Annotated in this window: 14 protein-coding genes and 1 riboswitch; of the genes, 3 read left to right on the forward strand and 11 right to left on the reverse strand. The window is 42.1% G+C overall.

Going from position 1 to position 15,893, the window contains the following annotated elements; translation table 11 throughout:
• Positions 1–33 precede the first annotated feature (33 nt).
• Positions 34–891, reverse strand: coding sequence for a S1 RNA-binding domain-containing protein (locus SLH55_RS13430; RefSeq protein WP_219169813.1), 858 nt, complete (start codon positions 889–891; stop codon positions 34–36).
• Positions 892–1,093: 202 nt separating this feature from the next.
• A riboswitch (purine riboswitch) is annotated at positions 1,094–1,194 on the forward strand.
• Between the two features lie 81 nt (positions 1,195–1,275).
• Between SLH55_RS13430 and SLH55_RS13435 the strand changes: the two genes are divergently transcribed.
• Positions 1,276–2,568 carry an NCS2 family permease gene (locus tag SLH55_RS13435; protein WP_219169811.1) on the forward strand — a complete coding sequence of 431 codons (1,293 nt, stop codon included), beginning with the start codon at positions 1,276–1,278 and terminating at the stop codon, positions 2,566–2,568.
• Between the two features lie 60 nt (positions 2,569–2,628).
• On the opposite strand, the gene SLH55_RS13440 is transcribed toward SLH55_RS13435, so the two are convergent.
• Both SLH55_RS13440 and SLH55_RS13445 read right to left on the reverse strand, forming a co-directional pair.
• Complete coding sequence (locus SLH55_RS13440; protein WP_257475182.1) at positions 2,629–3,843, reverse strand: MFS transporter; 1,215 nt, start codon at positions 3,841–3,843, stop codon at positions 2,629–2,631.
• A 119-nt stretch (positions 3,844–3,962) separates the two neighbouring features.
• A complete protein-coding gene (locus SLH55_RS13445; RefSeq protein ID WP_219169808.1) occupies positions 3,963–4,478 on the reverse strand; it encodes a YhcN/YlaJ family sporulation lipoprotein in 516 nt (171 codons plus the stop codon).
• Positions 4,479–4,614: 136 nt separating this feature from the next.
• Between SLH55_RS13445 and SLH55_RS13450 the strand changes: the two genes are divergently transcribed.
• Positions 4,615–5,343: a ZIP family metal transporter gene (locus SLH55_RS13450; protein ID WP_219169807.1), complete on the forward strand. Its 729-nt coding sequence runs from the start codon at positions 4,615–4,617 to the stop codon at positions 5,341–5,343.
• Between the two features lie 45 nt (positions 5,344–5,388).
• On the opposite strand, the gene SLH55_RS13455 is transcribed toward SLH55_RS13450, so the two are convergent.
• From SLH55_RS13455 to SLH55_RS13465, 3 genes are all read right to left on the reverse strand, one after another.
• Complete coding sequence (locus SLH55_RS13455) at positions 5,389–7,320, reverse strand: endonuclease MutS2 (protein ID WP_320323638.1); 1,932 nt, start codon at positions 7,318–7,320, stop codon at positions 5,389–5,391.
• Between the two features lie 427 nt (positions 7,321–7,747).
• Complete coding sequence (locus SLH55_RS13460; RefSeq protein ID WP_219169805.1) at positions 7,748–8,176, reverse strand: DUF4395 domain-containing protein; 429 nt, start codon at positions 8,174–8,176, stop codon at positions 7,748–7,750.
• A gap of 151 nt (positions 8,177–8,327) precedes the next feature.
• The gene (locus tag SLH55_RS13465; protein WP_308807582.1) at positions 8,328–8,513 is read right to left on the reverse strand and encodes a YkvA family protein; all 186 of its coding nucleotides are present in this window, start codon (positions 8,511–8,513) and stop codon (positions 8,328–8,330) included.
• A gap of 525 nt (positions 8,514–9,038) precedes the next feature.
• On the opposite strand from SLH55_RS13465, the gene abc-f reads away from it, so the two are divergent.
• Entirely contained in the window at positions 9,039–10,640 is a 1,602-nt protein-coding gene (abc-f, locus tag SLH55_RS13470; protein ID WP_320323639.1) for a ribosomal protection-like ABC-F family protein, read from the forward strand.
• A 53-nt stretch (positions 10,641–10,693) separates the two neighbouring features.
• On the opposite strand, the gene recQ is transcribed toward abc-f, so the two are convergent.
• The 5 genes from recQ to SLH55_RS13495 all read right to left on the reverse strand — a co-directional run bounded on the left by recQ (position 10,694) and on the right by SLH55_RS13495 (position 15,525).
• Positions 10,694–12,823, reverse strand: a complete 2,130-nt coding sequence (gene recQ / locus SLH55_RS13475; RefSeq protein WP_219169799.1) for a DNA helicase RecQ — start codon at positions 12,821–12,823, stop codon at positions 10,694–10,696.
• A gap of 126 nt (positions 12,824–12,949) precedes the next feature.
• The gene (locus tag SLH55_RS13480; protein WP_320323640.1) at positions 12,950–14,551 is read right to left on the reverse strand and encodes an amidohydrolase; all 1,602 of its coding nucleotides are present in this window, start codon (positions 14,549–14,551) and stop codon (positions 12,950–12,952) included.
• 118 nt (positions 14,552–14,669) lie between these two features.
• Complete coding sequence (locus tag SLH55_RS13485; protein ID WP_320323641.1) at positions 14,670–14,804, reverse strand: hypothetical protein; 135 nt, start codon at positions 14,802–14,804, stop codon at positions 14,670–14,672.
• A 155-nt stretch (positions 14,805–14,959) separates the two neighbouring features.
• Positions 14,960–15,175: a cold-inducible protein YdjO-related protein gene (locus SLH55_RS13490; RefSeq protein WP_034758928.1), complete on the reverse strand. Its 216-nt coding sequence runs from the start codon at positions 15,173–15,175 to the stop codon at positions 14,960–14,962.
• Positions 15,176–15,393: 218 nt separating this feature from the next.
• Positions 15,394–15,525: a YuzL family protein gene (locus tag SLH55_RS13495; protein WP_219169797.1), complete on the reverse strand. Its 132-nt coding sequence runs from the start codon at positions 15,523–15,525 to the stop codon at positions 15,394–15,396.
• Positions 15,526–15,893 lie beyond the last annotated feature (368 nt).

Here is a 15,893-nt window from a genome sequence, read left to right on the forward strand (position 1 = left end):
GCTGACAATGTGTCAGCACTCTTTTGTAATGAGTTATTTCTTTAAGTACGTCCAGCCTTCCTCCTGATACACCTGATTTTCTTTCATCAGTTTACCGAGGGCACGTTTAAAGGAAGCCTTACTCATATTGAAGCGGTCTTTGATTTCGTCAGGCTGACTTTTATCCCAGTAAGGGATCGCACCATTTCGTTGTGCCAAGTACTCAAGAATAACCTCCGCATCATCCTGCATTTTATCCTGCTTTAAAGGTAAGAATGAAACATTCACGTTTCCATCATCCTTCACGTCGATGACTCTTCCTTCAACAAGCTCCCCGAGTCTTGGCTCTTGCTTTCGTTCATTCATGTGAACGAAACAGCGATACCCTTGCTCAGATAAGAAGAAGGTCCCGACTCGGAGCAGTCGATATACCCGTCCCTGCACTTTTGCATTCATCATTTCATTAGAAGCTCTCCTGGACACCTGTTCAATGATATTTTCAGTTGCCAATCTTCCGTATAGACGATCTTGCTTATCCCGATTCAGGGTTAAGAACAGCTGGTCACCGGGATTTGGCCACAGCTCCAGAAACTTCGGAAGGTCATCCGATGAGACCAGAATATCCTTAGGTAGTCCGATATTAACAAAGACACCTAAATCTTCCCTTTTGTCCACAACTTCTGCCCACCCGTATGCACCGACTTGTACTTTAGGGATACGCATAGTCGCTGTCAGACGAACGTCCTTGTCATGATAAAGAAATACTTTCACCGTATCTCCTTCTTGAATTTCTTCTGTTATTTCAGAGTGATGCAGCAATACACGATCCTCATCATTCGTTAAAAAGAAACCATATGGTACTTCATGATCAACGAATAAATCCACTACCGTACCTGGCTTTAAAGAAGACATTATATTATTTCCTCCTATATAAATTAACTTAAAACATTTCTCTACGTTTGTATTCACTAAATATAGCTTTTTTCACTTGTGTTGTATAGTGCGTATGAGGTTTTTTACAATAAATCATCAATTTAGAAAATAATGAATTCATGAACTTTTACCGGTCCCATTGACCTGTTAAAAGTGAGTTGTTATGATTCTTCTAATTCAATTATAACAAACACATACACCTTGTATAAGTTCAAGAATATGGCTTGAACGTTTCTACCAGCTACCTTAAATGGCTTGTCTACAAGATAAAGTAATGCCTATGGAATTATTTTATCCTGTAGATGACACTCTGGTTGATTTTCACCAGAGTTTTTTTATTTTATCTACCGGGAGGATTACCTAATGAAAAGATTCTTTCAATTTGCTGAAAGAGAGACAACTTATAGAAAAGAAACATTAGCAGGAGTGACTACCTTCCTTTCGATGGCCTACATTCTTGTCGTTAATCCTATTATTCTCAGTCAGGCAGGAATGGATAAAGGTGCCTTATTCACGGCTACCGCCCTATCTGCGATAGTAGGGTCCCTATTAATCGGGATTCTTGCAAATTTCCCAATAGGGATAGCCCCAAGTATGGGCCTGAACTCATTCTTTACCTTTTCAGTATGCATCGGTATGGGAGTCCCTTGGGAAATAGCACTAACCGGGGTATTCATTGCCGGGATCATATTCATGATCTTAAGCATAATGAAAATCCGGGAGAAAATCATTAACGTCATCCCACAGGATCTGAAATTCGCCATTGCAGGAGGAATTGGATTCTTCGTTGCCTTCATTGGTTTTAAGAACGCAGGGCTCGTTGTTTCCAATCCGGAAACATTCGTTTCGATCGGGGATCTATCTTCCCCTGCCACATTGCTTGCTGTATTCGGATTCATCATTACGTTGATGATGTTAGTGAAAGGAATTAAAGGCGGAATATTCTACGGGATGGTTGCAACCACCGTCATCGGTATGATTGTAGGCAAAATTGACGTGCCCCACTCTGTTATCGGAAAGGTCCCTAGTCTGGACCCGACATTCGGTGTAGTATTTACACATTTGGGCGATATTTTCACCCTTGAAATCATGGCCGTTATCTTCACTTTCCTATTCGTCGCTTTCTTTGATACTGCAGGTGCATTGATTGCCGTAGCCAGTCAGGCAGGAATCATGAAGGATAATCAAATTCCGAATGCAGGCAGAGCCCTTCTCGCTGACTCTGCCTCAGGGGTGGCAGGTGCGATTTTCGGTACTTCAACGACTGCATCTTTTGTGGAATCTTCTGCAGGGGTTGCCGTAGGAGGCAGAACAGGATTCACATCGGTTGTGATTGCCATTTGTTTCACGATTGCGCTGTTCTTCTCACCCGTTTTGTCTGTCATAACGCCTGAGGTGACGGCTCCGGCACTCATTATTGTAGGAGCTTTAATGGCTACGGAAGTAAGGCATATCAATTGGAATCGACTCGAAGTTGTCATTCCGTCCTTTGTCACGATCATTATGATGCCTTTAACCTTTAGTGTCGCAACCGGGATTGCCTTAGGATTCATTCTCTATCCATTTGCCATGATTTCACTAAAGAAATGGAAAGAGGTTCATCCCATAATATATATCCTTTGCGGATTATTCATACTTTATTTTGCATTTTCTTAATGCTAAAGCAAAAAGGGGAGATGCCTTCGAAAACTTCAAGGCATCTTCCCTTCTTTATCGTTACTTATGAAAGCTTCGAACGGTTTTGTCAGAGGGTAGGAAGAAAGTCATCATACCGAGCAGGGGAAGGAAGCTGCATAGGATCATCACAAATCGAATGGTGAATAAATCGGCAAGACCCCCAAATAAGACGGCTCCAACCGCTCCCATTCCAAACGCCAGGCCAACGGTCAAACCTGACACCATCCCAATCTTACTTGGCAAAAGTTCCTGGGCATACACGACAATGACACTGAAGCTTGATGACAATATAAGCCCTATACAAAAAATGAATGGATAAACCATGTCCAAAGACAAGTAAGGTAATGCGAGGGTCAATGGTGCGGCACCAATCATGGAAAAAAAGATGATATTTCTTTTTCCAAAACGATCAGCTAACGGTCCTCCTAAGAAGGTCCCCAGTACCCCGGCAAACATAAAAACAAATATGTACGCTTGTGCTTCTTTAATGGAAAGACCATAGTCTTCAATCAAATAAAACTGATAGTAATTTGAAATCCCGGCACCGTACCATGATCTTGAAAATACAAGAAAAACCACGAATACCATGGCCCACTTCACTTTTGGATGAATCGACATTTTTGTTGAAGCAGGTTTCTTCCTATAATCCATTCTCTCATTCGAACGGAGTCTCTCTGAATACCAGGCAGACACACGAAGTAACACTAACACGCCTATGATTGCCACGATGGTGAACCACAACGCTCCTTTTTGTCCAAAAGGAACAAAAATAAAGGCTGTTATCAACGGCGCCAGTGATTGACCGGTATTTCCTCCGACCTGATAAATCGATTGTGCAAGCCCCCTTCGGTTTCCCGCTGCCAAGTAGGCTACCCGTGACCCTTCCGGATGGAAAATGGCAGATCCAAACCCGATAAACAATACGGATACGATAATCCAAATAAAATGACCGGATAATGCAAAGCCTATCAATCCCGTTAAGCTCGACAACATCCCTAATGGCAGTAAATAAGGTCTCGCTCGAATATCGGCATAGTAACCAAATACGGGTTGTAATAAAGAGGATGTCATATTGAGCGCAAATGCGATCCAGCCAATTTGCGTGTAACTAAGCTGCAATGATTCTTCAATGATTGGAAACATAGCCGGCACCACAGCCTGAAGGGTATCGTTAATAAAATGACCCGAACTGATCGCTAAGAGAATGCCATAAATAGTAGGATTTACTGCTGGCTTTGTCAGTGTTTGTGCCAAGCTGTCCTCCCCTTTCAAAATTATTTCGCTCCTCTAAATAGTATACTGAAAAACCCATTCATTTCCTATGGAAAATAAAAAAAGCCGAACCAAAGTTCGACTTTTTCCCCAATCAATTATTAGCCTCTATTCGGGAATACCCGCTTTACCATATCAGCTATTTCTTCACCAAATCCTTCGATTGGTTTCCCATTTTCCGCTTTATCGGCATAGTCCCTCATCCGGTCAATGAAATCAGGATTAGTTGAAACATACACATTATTAATACTTCCATTTGCATTCTTCACTTGATCTGAGATTTTTTTCTCCAATTCCTTCGATACATTTCCATTCCTCTTATCTTCAAGTACAGCAGCTACATATGCATTTTGATCAGTTGTAAGCACATATGCGCTTTTTACTTCTTTAAGTTCAGCTACTTTATCCGCTTCTTTGTCAGCAAGAGAATAGTTTTCCCTCATCGTACCGTCATTCATATAATCACGGTTCGCCTGATCATTCTTATAATTGACCCTCTCCAGATTCCGGTTGTTCATCTGCTGTCCTTCTTCGTTCATGTTATTGCTCGTACCACAACCTGAAGCCAAAGTCATGAACACCAATCCCATAAGGGAAATCAATAGATATTTTTTCATTCGAATGCCTCCTAAATTTGATTCACCCTTACTATCCCCACACCAATTTAAATCTATTCAGGATTTATTACGTGTTTAATTCTTTATTCAATTAGGGAAAACTCACAATGAATGATTTATCAGGGAGGTGTGAGAGATGTTTCAGGCAGCTTTATGGGGAGGCGCAGCCAGTCTATCTTTATTAATCGGGGCCTTTATGGGAATTTATCTACATATTCCGAAGCGGGTTGTAGCGTTTATTATGGCCTTAGGAACGGGATTGATCATCGGTTCCGCTACCTTTGATCTCTTAAGTGAGGCAGAAGGAAGAGCAAATCTACTTTATTTAATATCCATGTTTCTGTTAGGTGCCCTTATCTTTACATTATTCGAAATTTTCATCTCTAAAAAAGGTGGAAGCGAAAGGAAGCGTTCTAAGAAAAACCCTCACAATCATTCAGGGCTGGCCATCTATGTAGGAACGATAATGGATGCCATTCCTGAATCCATCATTATCGGCGTAAGCTTTATTGAAAGTCAATCCATGCCATGGGTATTCATCACCGCTATCTTCATCAGTAATTTACCCGAATCATTATCAAGCAGTATCGGGTTGAAGCTCGATCAGTACAGTACGAGGAAAATTCTATTTCTATGGGGAAGTGTGGTCATGCTTTCCTCTCTCAGTTCTTTACTCGGTTATGTATTTTTGGAGAATGCACCTGAAAGCACTTCCTACCTGATTGGAGCCTTCGGTGCCGGTGGCTTGCTCGCAATGGTTTCCTCCACCATGATGCCTGAAGCATATGAAGAAGGTGGTCCCATTGTCGGCTTCCTTTCCTCCTTAGGGATTATTCTCTCCTTTATTTTGACCCATTTGTCATAGGATTCATGGAGCGAATAAAAAAAAACGCACCTGGGTGCGTTTTTTTTATTCTTCATGGTTGATGGTCAATCCGTCTATAAATCTTTTACCCATGAGTTTATCTTTTTTCCGATTTTCCTTGCTGTTAAAGATGATATCGAAGTCATAATTCTCAGGATATAACTCCTTGGCAGGCACATAGAGCCGGAGTCGTTTATGATTCACGATTATTTTCATCCCTTTCACCTGCACCGTGTAATTCCCTTTATCATCAGGACCCTCGAATACAATTCCGAACTCTCCATCGGGTGAAATCTTGACATTATCACCTTTAGAAAAAAGCGTGATTCCGTGGTTTTCTTTCTTGGTCTTCCTTTTCACCCTTGTACTGTGTTTATTTACGATGACCTGCTTATCCATTTCCTTTCTCAGATGAAAGTCAACATCATTCAAACTGTATTCTCTACTCTCCTTATAGGTGATTTCATGGGCTTTCTCAATGATCTCCGGATGCATCCCCAACTTCAAAGCAATAGAGAATGCCTGACTTTCTCCCCCTTGACCGACGACAAGCTTATACGTCGGCTGCAAAGTATCGATGTTAAACTCCATACTGCCATTCATAAAGCCCTCATGTTCTTCTGCGAAATATTTGATCTCACTATAGTGGGTAGTGGCAAGAATTGTAGCCCCCTTTTCATACAATTGATTCAAAATGGCTGTGGCGAGACCCATTCCTTCTAAAGGATCAGTACCGGAGCCGAGCTCATCCAACAGAACGAGGGAACGGTCGTTGGTATCCGATAAAATGCCGATTACATTTTTGATATGTGAGCTGAATGTACTTAAGTTCTGCTGCAGACTTTGCCCATCCCCGATATCCAGGAGGATTTGCTGGTACAAGCTGATTTCACTCCCTTCCCCTGCCGGAATGTGAAGACCGCACTGGGTCATGAGGGTTAGCAGACCTACCGTTTTGATGGTGACGGTTTTCCCTCCCGTATTGGGTCCAGTGATGACCAATGCATGAAAGCCTTCCCCCATCTTGATGGAAAGGGGGACAGCCTGTTTCCCCAATAGAGGATGTACGGCATTTATCAAGTGTATTCGTTGGTCTTCATTCAGGATTGCCTTCACTCCATCATAAGAACGGCTATATTTCGCTTTGGCAAACAATACATCGTAATGGACCATCGTTTCAATCGCGAGTTTTAATTGCGGTTCGAATGTTTGAACCATTCCCGTCAATGTCCATAGAATATTTTCAACTTCACGATCTTCTTCGAATTTAATAGTGAGAAGCTGGTCCTGTTGTGTACTTAATTCTTCCGGTTCAATATAAAGGGTTGAACCGGAAGCTGAAGAATCCAAGACCGTCCCTTTCAACTTCCCCCTGAATTCTTTCTTGATCGGGATGACATATCTGCCGTTTCGCTGACTCACGATCGATTCTTGAAGGAAGGATTTATATTTTGCCGATTTTACGATCGATTGTATTTTATCCTTCAATCGATCTTCTTGAATCCCCAATTGCTTTCGAATCCTCAGTAATTCTTTACTTGCATAATCGTCCACTCTGCCATTTCGGATGCATCGATTGATTTCCTCTCCAAGATCTGGAATGTCTTCAATGGAATAAACGTATGATGAAACCCTCGGTGCCAGCCATTGTTTGTCATCCATGTATTTCTTAAGCTTTTTACATGCATCCAGAAAATAATACAACCCCATGAGCTGATCGGGTCTAAGCGGTACTCCTTTGTTCAGGCTTGCCATTATGTTCTCTACACCATCTAATGCATGGATCGGTACACTGGCACTTTTCTCGAGTATGTGTACGGCTTCCGTCACCTCATCCAGCAGCATGTCAACCTGGCGGATATTGGTCGACGGCCGTAAGTTCATCAATTTCTTTTTCCCTTCTTCTGTAAGGGCAAACCCCATCAAATTTTCTTTCACTGAGTTGAATTCCAGTGTTTGAAACGTCTTTTCATTCATTTTATTTTCCTCCATATAAACAAAAATAGACCACAACGAACAATGTCCATTGTGGTCTTCCTTCACTCGTATACAATCCACCCTATCATTTAATGATCGCCGATTTGCAAGCACGTATATCCTTCAACTCCAAACGGTTGAAAAAACGAGGTGACTTGCGAAATTGCGCACAAAAAGAGCTGTGCACAAAGACACAGCTCTCCTGATAAAAGGTTGAGTATGCTATGACCATTGTTCTTAACTACATTTTGAAGGCACAGTTAAATAAGCTTCATCAATAGCCCATTTTCTAAGCCATTGCCTGCAAAATGTCCGTATTCATTTCACGGTTAGTTAAGAACGACACCTAACATATAACATACTCCCTTTGTATACACTATTTCATTCATGTTTAGTTTACGTTGTATTCCATCTATTTGTCAATAGGTTACTGTAAAGATCGCTTGTATTGGAACCTTTTCCATTGAAAACGGATGAAACAGCCAATGCAAAAACCTGCAAGAGCAACGGATGCGGCCATGAAGACCATTCCCGAAAAGATATAGTAAGCTGTGCTCCATCCTGCCGTGGAACTTAAGATGGCAGCTCCTAAGCAACTCACCGCAATGATATTATTAAACTGCTGTTGATCGGCATCTTCCTGGTGGTAAGCGGAAGGTTCTTTCTTTAAGAACAACTTCCCGGTCTTGATGACTGGATTGTAATTGAATAGTAATGCCGATATCCCCACTATGAATGGAAGCAATAAGAAATACTCTATTTGAATCACCCATGAAATGGCAACAGTTGAAACGATAAATCCTTGATTGAGTTGAACTAATGGTCTTGGTATTGAATTTATTCTACCTGAACCCATTCTAATTCATACCTTTCTTATTGGAATTATAGTAATTACAGTGTAGTGCATATACGAAAAAAAATCAAAAGAAAAAACCGGGAACAGCTGCCCATTTTTCGGCTGCTCCCGGTTTTCTATATCATATTAATAGAACCGTATTCTCTTTTCCTCATTTCGTTGTTAACTCATATCTCCTTTGTAACTCCTCTGGAGCCATCTTCACAATCATCTGAAGGATGAAGGTAAACACTGCCAGATCATCAACTATTCCCAATAAGACAAAAACATCCGGAATCAGATCCAGAGGCAGCCAAAAATAAAAGGCGACCACCCCCACCGATAAACCCTTCTTCACAGGCGAAACATCCCGGGACCGAAAAAAATCCACCAAAAAAGGAACCGACCTCCGAACATTAAAAAGAAACCTCACCCGCTTCACAATCCTTATCATACCTCATCACCTGTCTGTTTGTTTATAACGTTATCATAGCACACAAATAAAAATGGAGAGAATCTGCTATCAACGAGCATGGATTTTTGGCTCATTTCCCCAAGTGGAACAGAGACCCGGGCACAAATGCATTTGTGCCCGGGTCTCTGTTCCACTTGGGGCCCTTTCAGCTTTGCTGAAAGGCGAGGGAAACATCCGTTTCCCTCGAATGAGCCAAAAATCACTCCCATACGAAGCTATCTCCCTTTGCTTCTATATATAATTTCCATTACCCATCCTTCTTTTCACACCTGATGAGCCTCCATGGTAAGACCCTCTCCCTAATGTAAACACCCCGTAAATTTATCACTGTTCCTGCCAACACTCTATCTTTTTAGCTTACTCGCGTGTTATAATCTTTTAGATTGAGTATTAGGAGGTATATCATATATGATTCAGGTTTCAGATGTAAGCTTACGTTTCGGTGATAGAAAATTATTCGAAGACGTGAATATAAAGTTTAATCCAGGGAATTGCTACGGTCTTATCGGAGCAAACGGTGCTGGTAAATCAACATTCTTAAAGATTCTTTCAGGAGAAATCGAAGCGCAGACCGGCCATGTATCGATGGGATCAGGTGAGCGCCTTGCTGTCTTAAAGCAGGATCACTTTGAATATGAAGAATATGAAGTGCTAAAAGTCGTCATCATGGGGCATACCCGTTTATATGAAGTCATGCAGGACAAAGATGCCATCTACATGAAAGAAGATTTTTCTGACGAAGACGGCATGAGAGCGGCAGAATTAGAAGGTGAATTCGCCGAGCTGAACGGTTGGGAAGCTGAATCCGAAGCTGCCATCCTATTAAAAGGCTTGGGGATCAATGAAGATCTTCACTCGAAACAAATGTCCGAACTGACCGGTGGAGAAAAAGTAAAAGTATTATTAGCACAGGCACTATTCGGAAAACCCGATGTCCTGTTACTGGATGAGCCTACCAACCACTTGGACATCCAAGCAATTCAATGGCTTGAAGACTTCTTAATCAACTTTGAGAACACGGTCATCGTCGTATCCCATGACCGTCATTTCTTAAACAAGGTATGTACACATATTGCCGACCTTGATTTCGGAAAAATTCAAGTATATGTAGGGAACTACGATTTCTGGTATGAGTCAAGCCAATTAGCACTGAAAATGGCTCAGGACCAAAATAAGAAAAAAGAAGAAAAAATCAAGGAGCTTCAGGCTTTCGTTGCCAGATTTAGTGCAAACGCATCTAAATCCAAACAAGCCACTTCCCGGAAGAAATCCTTGGAAAAAATATCATTGGATGACATCAAGCCAAGCTCCCGTCGTTATCCATACGTACAATTCAAGCCGGAACGTGAAATCGGAAACGATGTTCTTCGTGTGGAAGGTCTCACAAAAACGGTTGACGGTGTAAAGGTCTTAAACAATGTTTCTTTCATCATGAATAAAGAAGACAAAATTGCCCTGGTCGGCACTAATGAAATCGCCAAATCCACCCTTTTCAAAATCCTTGCCGGAGAAATGGAACCGGACAGCGGCACGTTCAAATGGGGTGTAACAACTTCACAAGCTTACTTCCCAAATGACAACTCCAAGTACTTTGAAGGTAGTGAACCTTCCCTTGTCGATTGGTTACGTCAATACTCACCGGAAGATGAGAGTGAAACATTCCTTCGCGGATTCTTAGGCCGCATGCTCTTCTCAGGGGAAGAAGTATTGAAGAAGCCGAGTGTTCTATCCGGTGGGGAAAAAGTCCGCTGTATGTTATCCAAGATGATGTTGAGCGGATCAAATGTTCTACTATTGGATGAACCGACGAACCACTTGGATTTGGAATCCATCACCGCATTGAATAATGGGTTGATCAATTTCAAGGGTGCTATGATCTTCGCATCCCATGACCATCAGTTCATTCAAACGATCGCCAATCGTATTATCGAGATCACAGAAGAAGGTGTCATCGATAAAGAAACGACATATGATGAATTCCTGGAAATGAAAGCTGCAATGAAAGCTTAATACTGACAAGAAAAAGCAGGCTGCCTGAAGGGCGCCTGCTTTTTTTCATTTTCTTACTGATGCTGTCCGTGTTTAACCAAGTATCCTTTAATTTGGAAATAGCTTATATGTTTAGGCAATTCTTCTTTAATGGGTTTCAGGAGGTCCGTCCCTGCTTTCGAGACCGCCTCTTCAATCAGAGCTTCTTCTTCTTCTGTAAAAAGAATGGTCCAGTCGTCCGTAATGCCTTCTTGATAAGAACGGATGATGTGATTTTCTATCGTTGCCGTCGTCATCCCACGCTCTTTCGCAATGGCTTTTAAGTTCATGTTATTGTTAAACAACTCATAACTGATTAAATGGGACGCTGTATCGGACTGACTCGTCTTCCGTGGTCGTGAAGGCTTGACAACCTCGACTTCATGTTCAGGATTCTCACGTAAAAAAGCGGAGATTTCTTTTAAGAAAATTTCCCCATACCGATTCAGCTTGTTTTCACCGACCCCGCTGACATGCATGAATTCCTCTGATGTTCTCGGTTTCTTCACACACATGTCCTGAAGCGACTTATCAGAGAAAATGACGAAAGGTGGCACTTCTTCTGAATCCGCAATCGATTTACGGAGTGTCCGCAACGTCTGGAACAATTCATCTTCTCTGGTAATGATGGCTGTAACTGTAGGCTGTACCTTTCTCGTAACGCTTCTTTCCCCCATCAATACCTCTTTGCCTCTAGAGGAAACCCTGAGGATAGGAAAGCTCCCCCCTTCTACTTGAATGACACCCTCTGAAATCAGATAATCGATGAACAGGCCGACTTCCTTCTGGGATTGTTCTTTCATCAATCCATATGTGGATAACCGGTCGAACCCCCAATCCAGGATCTTTTTATTCTTAGAACCCGTGAGTACTCCGCTGATGAGTGAGGTACCGAACCTTTCATTCATCCGCATCATGCACGATAAAACCATTTGTGCCTCTCTCGTTACATCCTCAGATTCCCTATCATCCAGACAGTTGCTGCAATGGCCGCATGCTTCGTCTATCTGTTCTCCGAAATACGCTAAAATATAGTTTTGCAGACACGCTTCTGTATGGACAAAGTCAATCATATCCCGCAGTTTCTGCATCTCATTATCATGCTGCTCCTGATTTACAATGTTCTGGTCGATGATGTACCTCTGAGTTTGAATATCCTGAGGTGAAAATAATAAGATACATTCACTGTCTACTCCATCACGGCCAGCCCTGCCCGCTTCCTGATAATATCCCTCCATATTCTTAGGGATTTGATAGTGAATACAAAAGCGAACGTTCGATTTATTGATCCCCATCCCGAATGCATTAGTAGCAATCATGATCGTGTTAGAATCATTCAGGAAGGCTTCCTGTTGTTCCTGCCTTACTGCATCAGACAGGCCTCCATGATATTTCCCGACAGAGAAACCCTTTTTCTCAAGATGCATAAAAAGATTTTCAACTTCCTTGCGTGTAGCACAGTAAATGATGCCGGAATGCTGATGATTCTTCTTTACATACCTTTCCACCCATCGCTTTCGGTCTTCCCCCTTCACTACCTGAAAGAACAAGTTCGTCCTCTGAAATCCAGTTAACACTTTATATTGATCCGGAATATGTAGGTGATGAAGGATATCCTCCTGAACTTGAGGAGTAGCGGTTGCTGTGAGTGCAAGGATTGTGGGGGTTGAATGAAGCTGGCTCACTGCCTTGTAGATGCCTAAGTAGCTTGGTCTAAAATCATGGCCCCATTGAGATAAACAGTGTGCTTCATCTACAGCCACAAGGGGGATGGGCAATGTATTGAGAAAACGGACGAATCCATATGATTCTAATCTCTCAGGAGCGATATAAACGAGCTTGTATTCCCCTAAAGAAATCTCTTCCATTCTATTCTCTACTTCACTGGTTGATAACGTGCTATTAATATAGGTAGCCGGAATCCCTTGGTGTATTAATGAATCAACCTGGTCTTTCATCAGGGATATGAGAGGGGAGATCACTAGGGTTACACCATCAAGCATCAGTGCCGGGATTTGATAACATAGAGACTTCCCCCCACCCGTCGGCATGATACCGACCGTGTTTTTCCCGTCTATTATGTATTGAATAATACGTTCCTGACCGTTCCTAAATTCATCATAACCAAAGTACTGCTTTAATACCTGTTTTGCTTCTGCAATCACGAGCTTCCCTCCATAAATAACATTCTTATCCCTATATTTTATTAAAGATAAGTGGACGTGCCAATAGGAAGTCGATAAGTTTCCAGAAAAAAAGCCCCCTGAAACCAGTGAGGCTTTGACATTTGCTTATACGGAATACACCTTCTTACCATCATGCCAGGTTTCCACCACCCTGATGTTGTTCAGATCATCACTTGCAACTTCCAAAGGATGTCGATCCAGCAAGATGAAGTCGGCGCGTTCCCCCGCGGAGATAGATCCTGAATTATGAGGTTCATTTAATTCAATAAGGGTAGGCATGGACGTGTATCCGCGATATGCCTCATTTACCGTCAGCTTCTCCTGAGGCTGCCATCCTCCTTCAGGTCTACCGGAGAGATCGGTCCTGTTGACGGCTGCAAACATACCTTCGAACGGATCAATTGAGCCGATAGGCAAGTCAGAGCTTAATGTGTAAGGGATATCATGATTGATGATGCTTTTGAACGCATCGCAATAGGGAGCCAAATCTTCACCGACCCATTTCTCCTTTTGATCCCATTCTCCCATTAAGAAAGAAGGCTGGGTTTCAATAGTGGGTTTAATTTTTCCCAGACGGTACAGCAAGTCCTCACCTAATGTCTGGGCATGAATAATTCTGTGGTGATAGGTATTGGTCCGGGCTTCATCCTGTTCCAATGCCGTAATGGCCTGTTCTACGGCTTTATCACCGATGGCATGCATGGCCACCTGCATTCGATTTTCGCTTGCCAGCCTGATCAGTTCATTTAACTCTTCTTGAGAATAAATCAAATTACCGGTTGTATCAGGCTGGTCCTTATATGGAATCCTCATGGCAGAAGTATGAAGGCGCTGAGTCCCATCCAGGAAGATTTTCACTGCGCCTACCTTAACATGATCACTCCCTTCACCCGTGCGGTGAGGATGACGTTCAAGAAAATCCTGCAGATGTTCTTTCTTAAAGATGTAATGATGCAAATAAACTCTTATTGGCAACTCTCCCTCTTTCTCCAACCCGCTATAGGCTGTCCATAGCCGGTCATAGGACCCGATGAAATTCAAGTCATCCGTGTGTATGGTTGTGATTCCGTGTTTAAGCATGTGGGGGATCCCCTGTTTAATTGCCTCCTTGGCATCATCAGAACTTCGGCCACGGAAATGATGCTTGATGTAATGAACGGCACTGTCTTTAAACCGCCCTGTCCATTCCCCATGATCGTCTGTTTCTTTGAAAGCATCAGGAATGTCCTTAAATTCATCTTCTTCCTTTAGTAAATCCAGCACTTTATGATTCACGACGCACTCATGACCGTCTTGATGAAGAAAAAACATGTACGTATGTAAATGCAGTTCATCCAGGTCCTTTCCTGTCAGCAGGTCTTGTCGATCTTTAAAGTTGCTATCATCATGACCCCTTCCAACAACCCAGTCCCCTTCTTCCATTTTTGGGTAATATTCGTGCACTTCATTTTTCATTTCTTCCCAGCTTTCTACATGCCTGAGATCCAATTCTCTCTTCATTAATCCATACCGTAAAAAATGCATATGTGAATCATGAAATGCAGGGGACAAAACCCTTTCCATCCCATCGACTACGTCTTCCGTTTTACTTGGTAGTTCTCCTTCAATGACTTCACCTATTCGACCCTCTTCAATCGTTACACTGTATTTTTTAGTGGGATCTTTATACACCAAACCGTCATACAATCGAACATTCGTTAATTTCAATGGATACTTCCTCCTTAAAGTGGATAATGGGATAGTTTTCCTTTACCTCATTAAGATGGGATTAAACATAAAAAAACTGTACATATGATATTCATTCACATGTACAGTCTTCATCATATTAGAACCACTTGACTGTTTTTTCTTCCTTATTTGTTTCAACAGGTTTAGACAGCTTCCAAAAGCCGTCCCACACAGTTTCTTTACGGTCATTTTCAACGGATGGACTTTTCACTTCTTTCTCTTTCTTGGACATGGTGCTCCCTCCTTTAATACATAAATACATTACATACTATTCAAATGTAAAAAAAGAGTTTAATAAATTTAAAGTATTTATTTGATGCAACGGTAATCATATATGCAACAAAGATGTAAAAAGAACCAATCGATTGATTGGTTCTTTAGGATTAATCATGATGATTTCATTGTGGGATGGGGATTATCCACCACTTGCAACACTTTTGTGGAAGTCACCATATCTTCTTTACAAAGCGGACACTTAGGTGTATCTTCACTTTTAAAATTATCTCTCATCCAGCCCTTACAATCTTCAGCGGAACAAGCCCAAATCTTTGTTTCCTCTGTTTTGATTTCTTCCTCAACTTGATTTCTACGACCAAAAGCCATTGAACGTCCTCCTTTAAGGTAAGTAGGATTTTCTTGCTAAGCTTTCTAACAGGAAAATATGATTGTGGTAATTTATGCTGCAGATAATATGTGGTCAATAATAGTTAATTAATCGGATTACATGCATCGATTATTTCCATTATACCATACTTGACACCATTTTAATATATCCACGCTGAAGTTAGATCATTATGTAAATGTTCAGAAGAGAAAATGCTTCATTTTTTCTGTTTAGACCTTGAAGAAGATACTTTCACTCCACCCGGCATTTCCTTACTGGTCGTTCCCTGTCCTTCTACTTGAGAAGAACCCAGAGCCGCTTTTGATGCATCCTTTTTTCTATTGCTCATTTGATTCACCTCCTCTACTATCTTTCCCGGTATTCATCCATATTATGTACATTTGTTTATTAAAGGCTGTTTTCGTAAACATTGTTGCTTTTGGATGTAGCGAGTGGCGGTTGATTTCCGCTACAGGTGCTCGCTTTCCGCGGGGCTGGCGGTGAGCCTCCTCGGCTGCGCCTGCGGGGTCTCACCTGTCCAGCTACGGCGGCTAGCCCCTCGAGGTCATAAGCTAAATGGCCCAAGAAGGCAAAAGAACGCCTTCTTCGTCCGTTCAACTTATGCTTGTCGGGGCTGAACGAGTCGCCTTCGCATTTCGTGCTGTCCAGCGTTTCCCGCAGGAGTCGAGCACCTGCAGCGAGAATCAACTGACGAAA

This window comes from Rossellomorea sp. YZS02 (assembly GCF_033963925.1).
Lineage (GTDB): Bacteria > Bacillota > Bacilli > Bacillales > Bacillaceae_B > Rossellomorea.

What these genes read in the sequence shown, in the direction of transcription:
- SLH55_RS13430 (WP_219169813.1), bottom strand. Translation starts at nt 891, where the DNA reads ATGTCTTCTTTAAAGCCAGGTACGGTAGTGGATTTATTCGTTGATCAT.
- SLH55_RS13435 (WP_219169811.1), top strand. Translation starts at nt 1,276, where the DNA reads ATGAAAAGATTCTTTCAATTTGCTGAAAGAGAGACAACTTATAGAAAA.
- SLH55_RS13445 (WP_219169808.1), bottom strand. Translation starts at nt 4,478, where the DNA reads ATGAAAAAATATCTATTGATTTCCCTTATGGGATTGGTGTTCATGACT.
- SLH55_RS13450 (WP_219169807.1), top strand. Translation starts at nt 4,615, where the DNA reads ATGTTTCAGGCAGCTTTATGGGGAGGCGCAGCCAGTCTATCTTTATTA.
- SLH55_RS13455 (WP_320323638.1), bottom strand. Translation starts at nt 7,320, where the DNA reads ATGAATGAAAAGACGTTTCAAACACTGGAATTCAACTCAGTGAAAGAA.
- SLH55_RS13460 (WP_219169805.1), bottom strand. Translation starts at nt 8,176, where the DNA reads ATGGGTTCAGGTAGAATAAATTCAATACCAAGACCATTAGTTCAACTC.
- abc-f (WP_320323639.1), top strand. Translation starts at nt 9,039, where the DNA reads ATGATTCAGGTTTCAGATGTAAGCTTACGTTTCGGTGATAGAAAATTA.
- SLH55_RS13485 (WP_320323641.1), bottom strand. Translation starts at nt 14,804, where the DNA reads ATGTCCAAGAAAGAGAAAGAAGTGAAAAGTCCATCCGTTGAAAATGAC.
- SLH55_RS13490 (WP_034758928.1), bottom strand. Translation starts at nt 15,175, where the DNA reads ATGGCTTTTGGTCGTAGAAATCAAGTTGAGGAAGAAATCAAAACAGAG.
- SLH55_RS13495 (WP_219169797.1), bottom strand. Translation starts at nt 15,525, where the DNA reads ATGAGCAATAGAAAAAAGGATGCATCAAAAGCGGCTCTGGGTTCTTCT.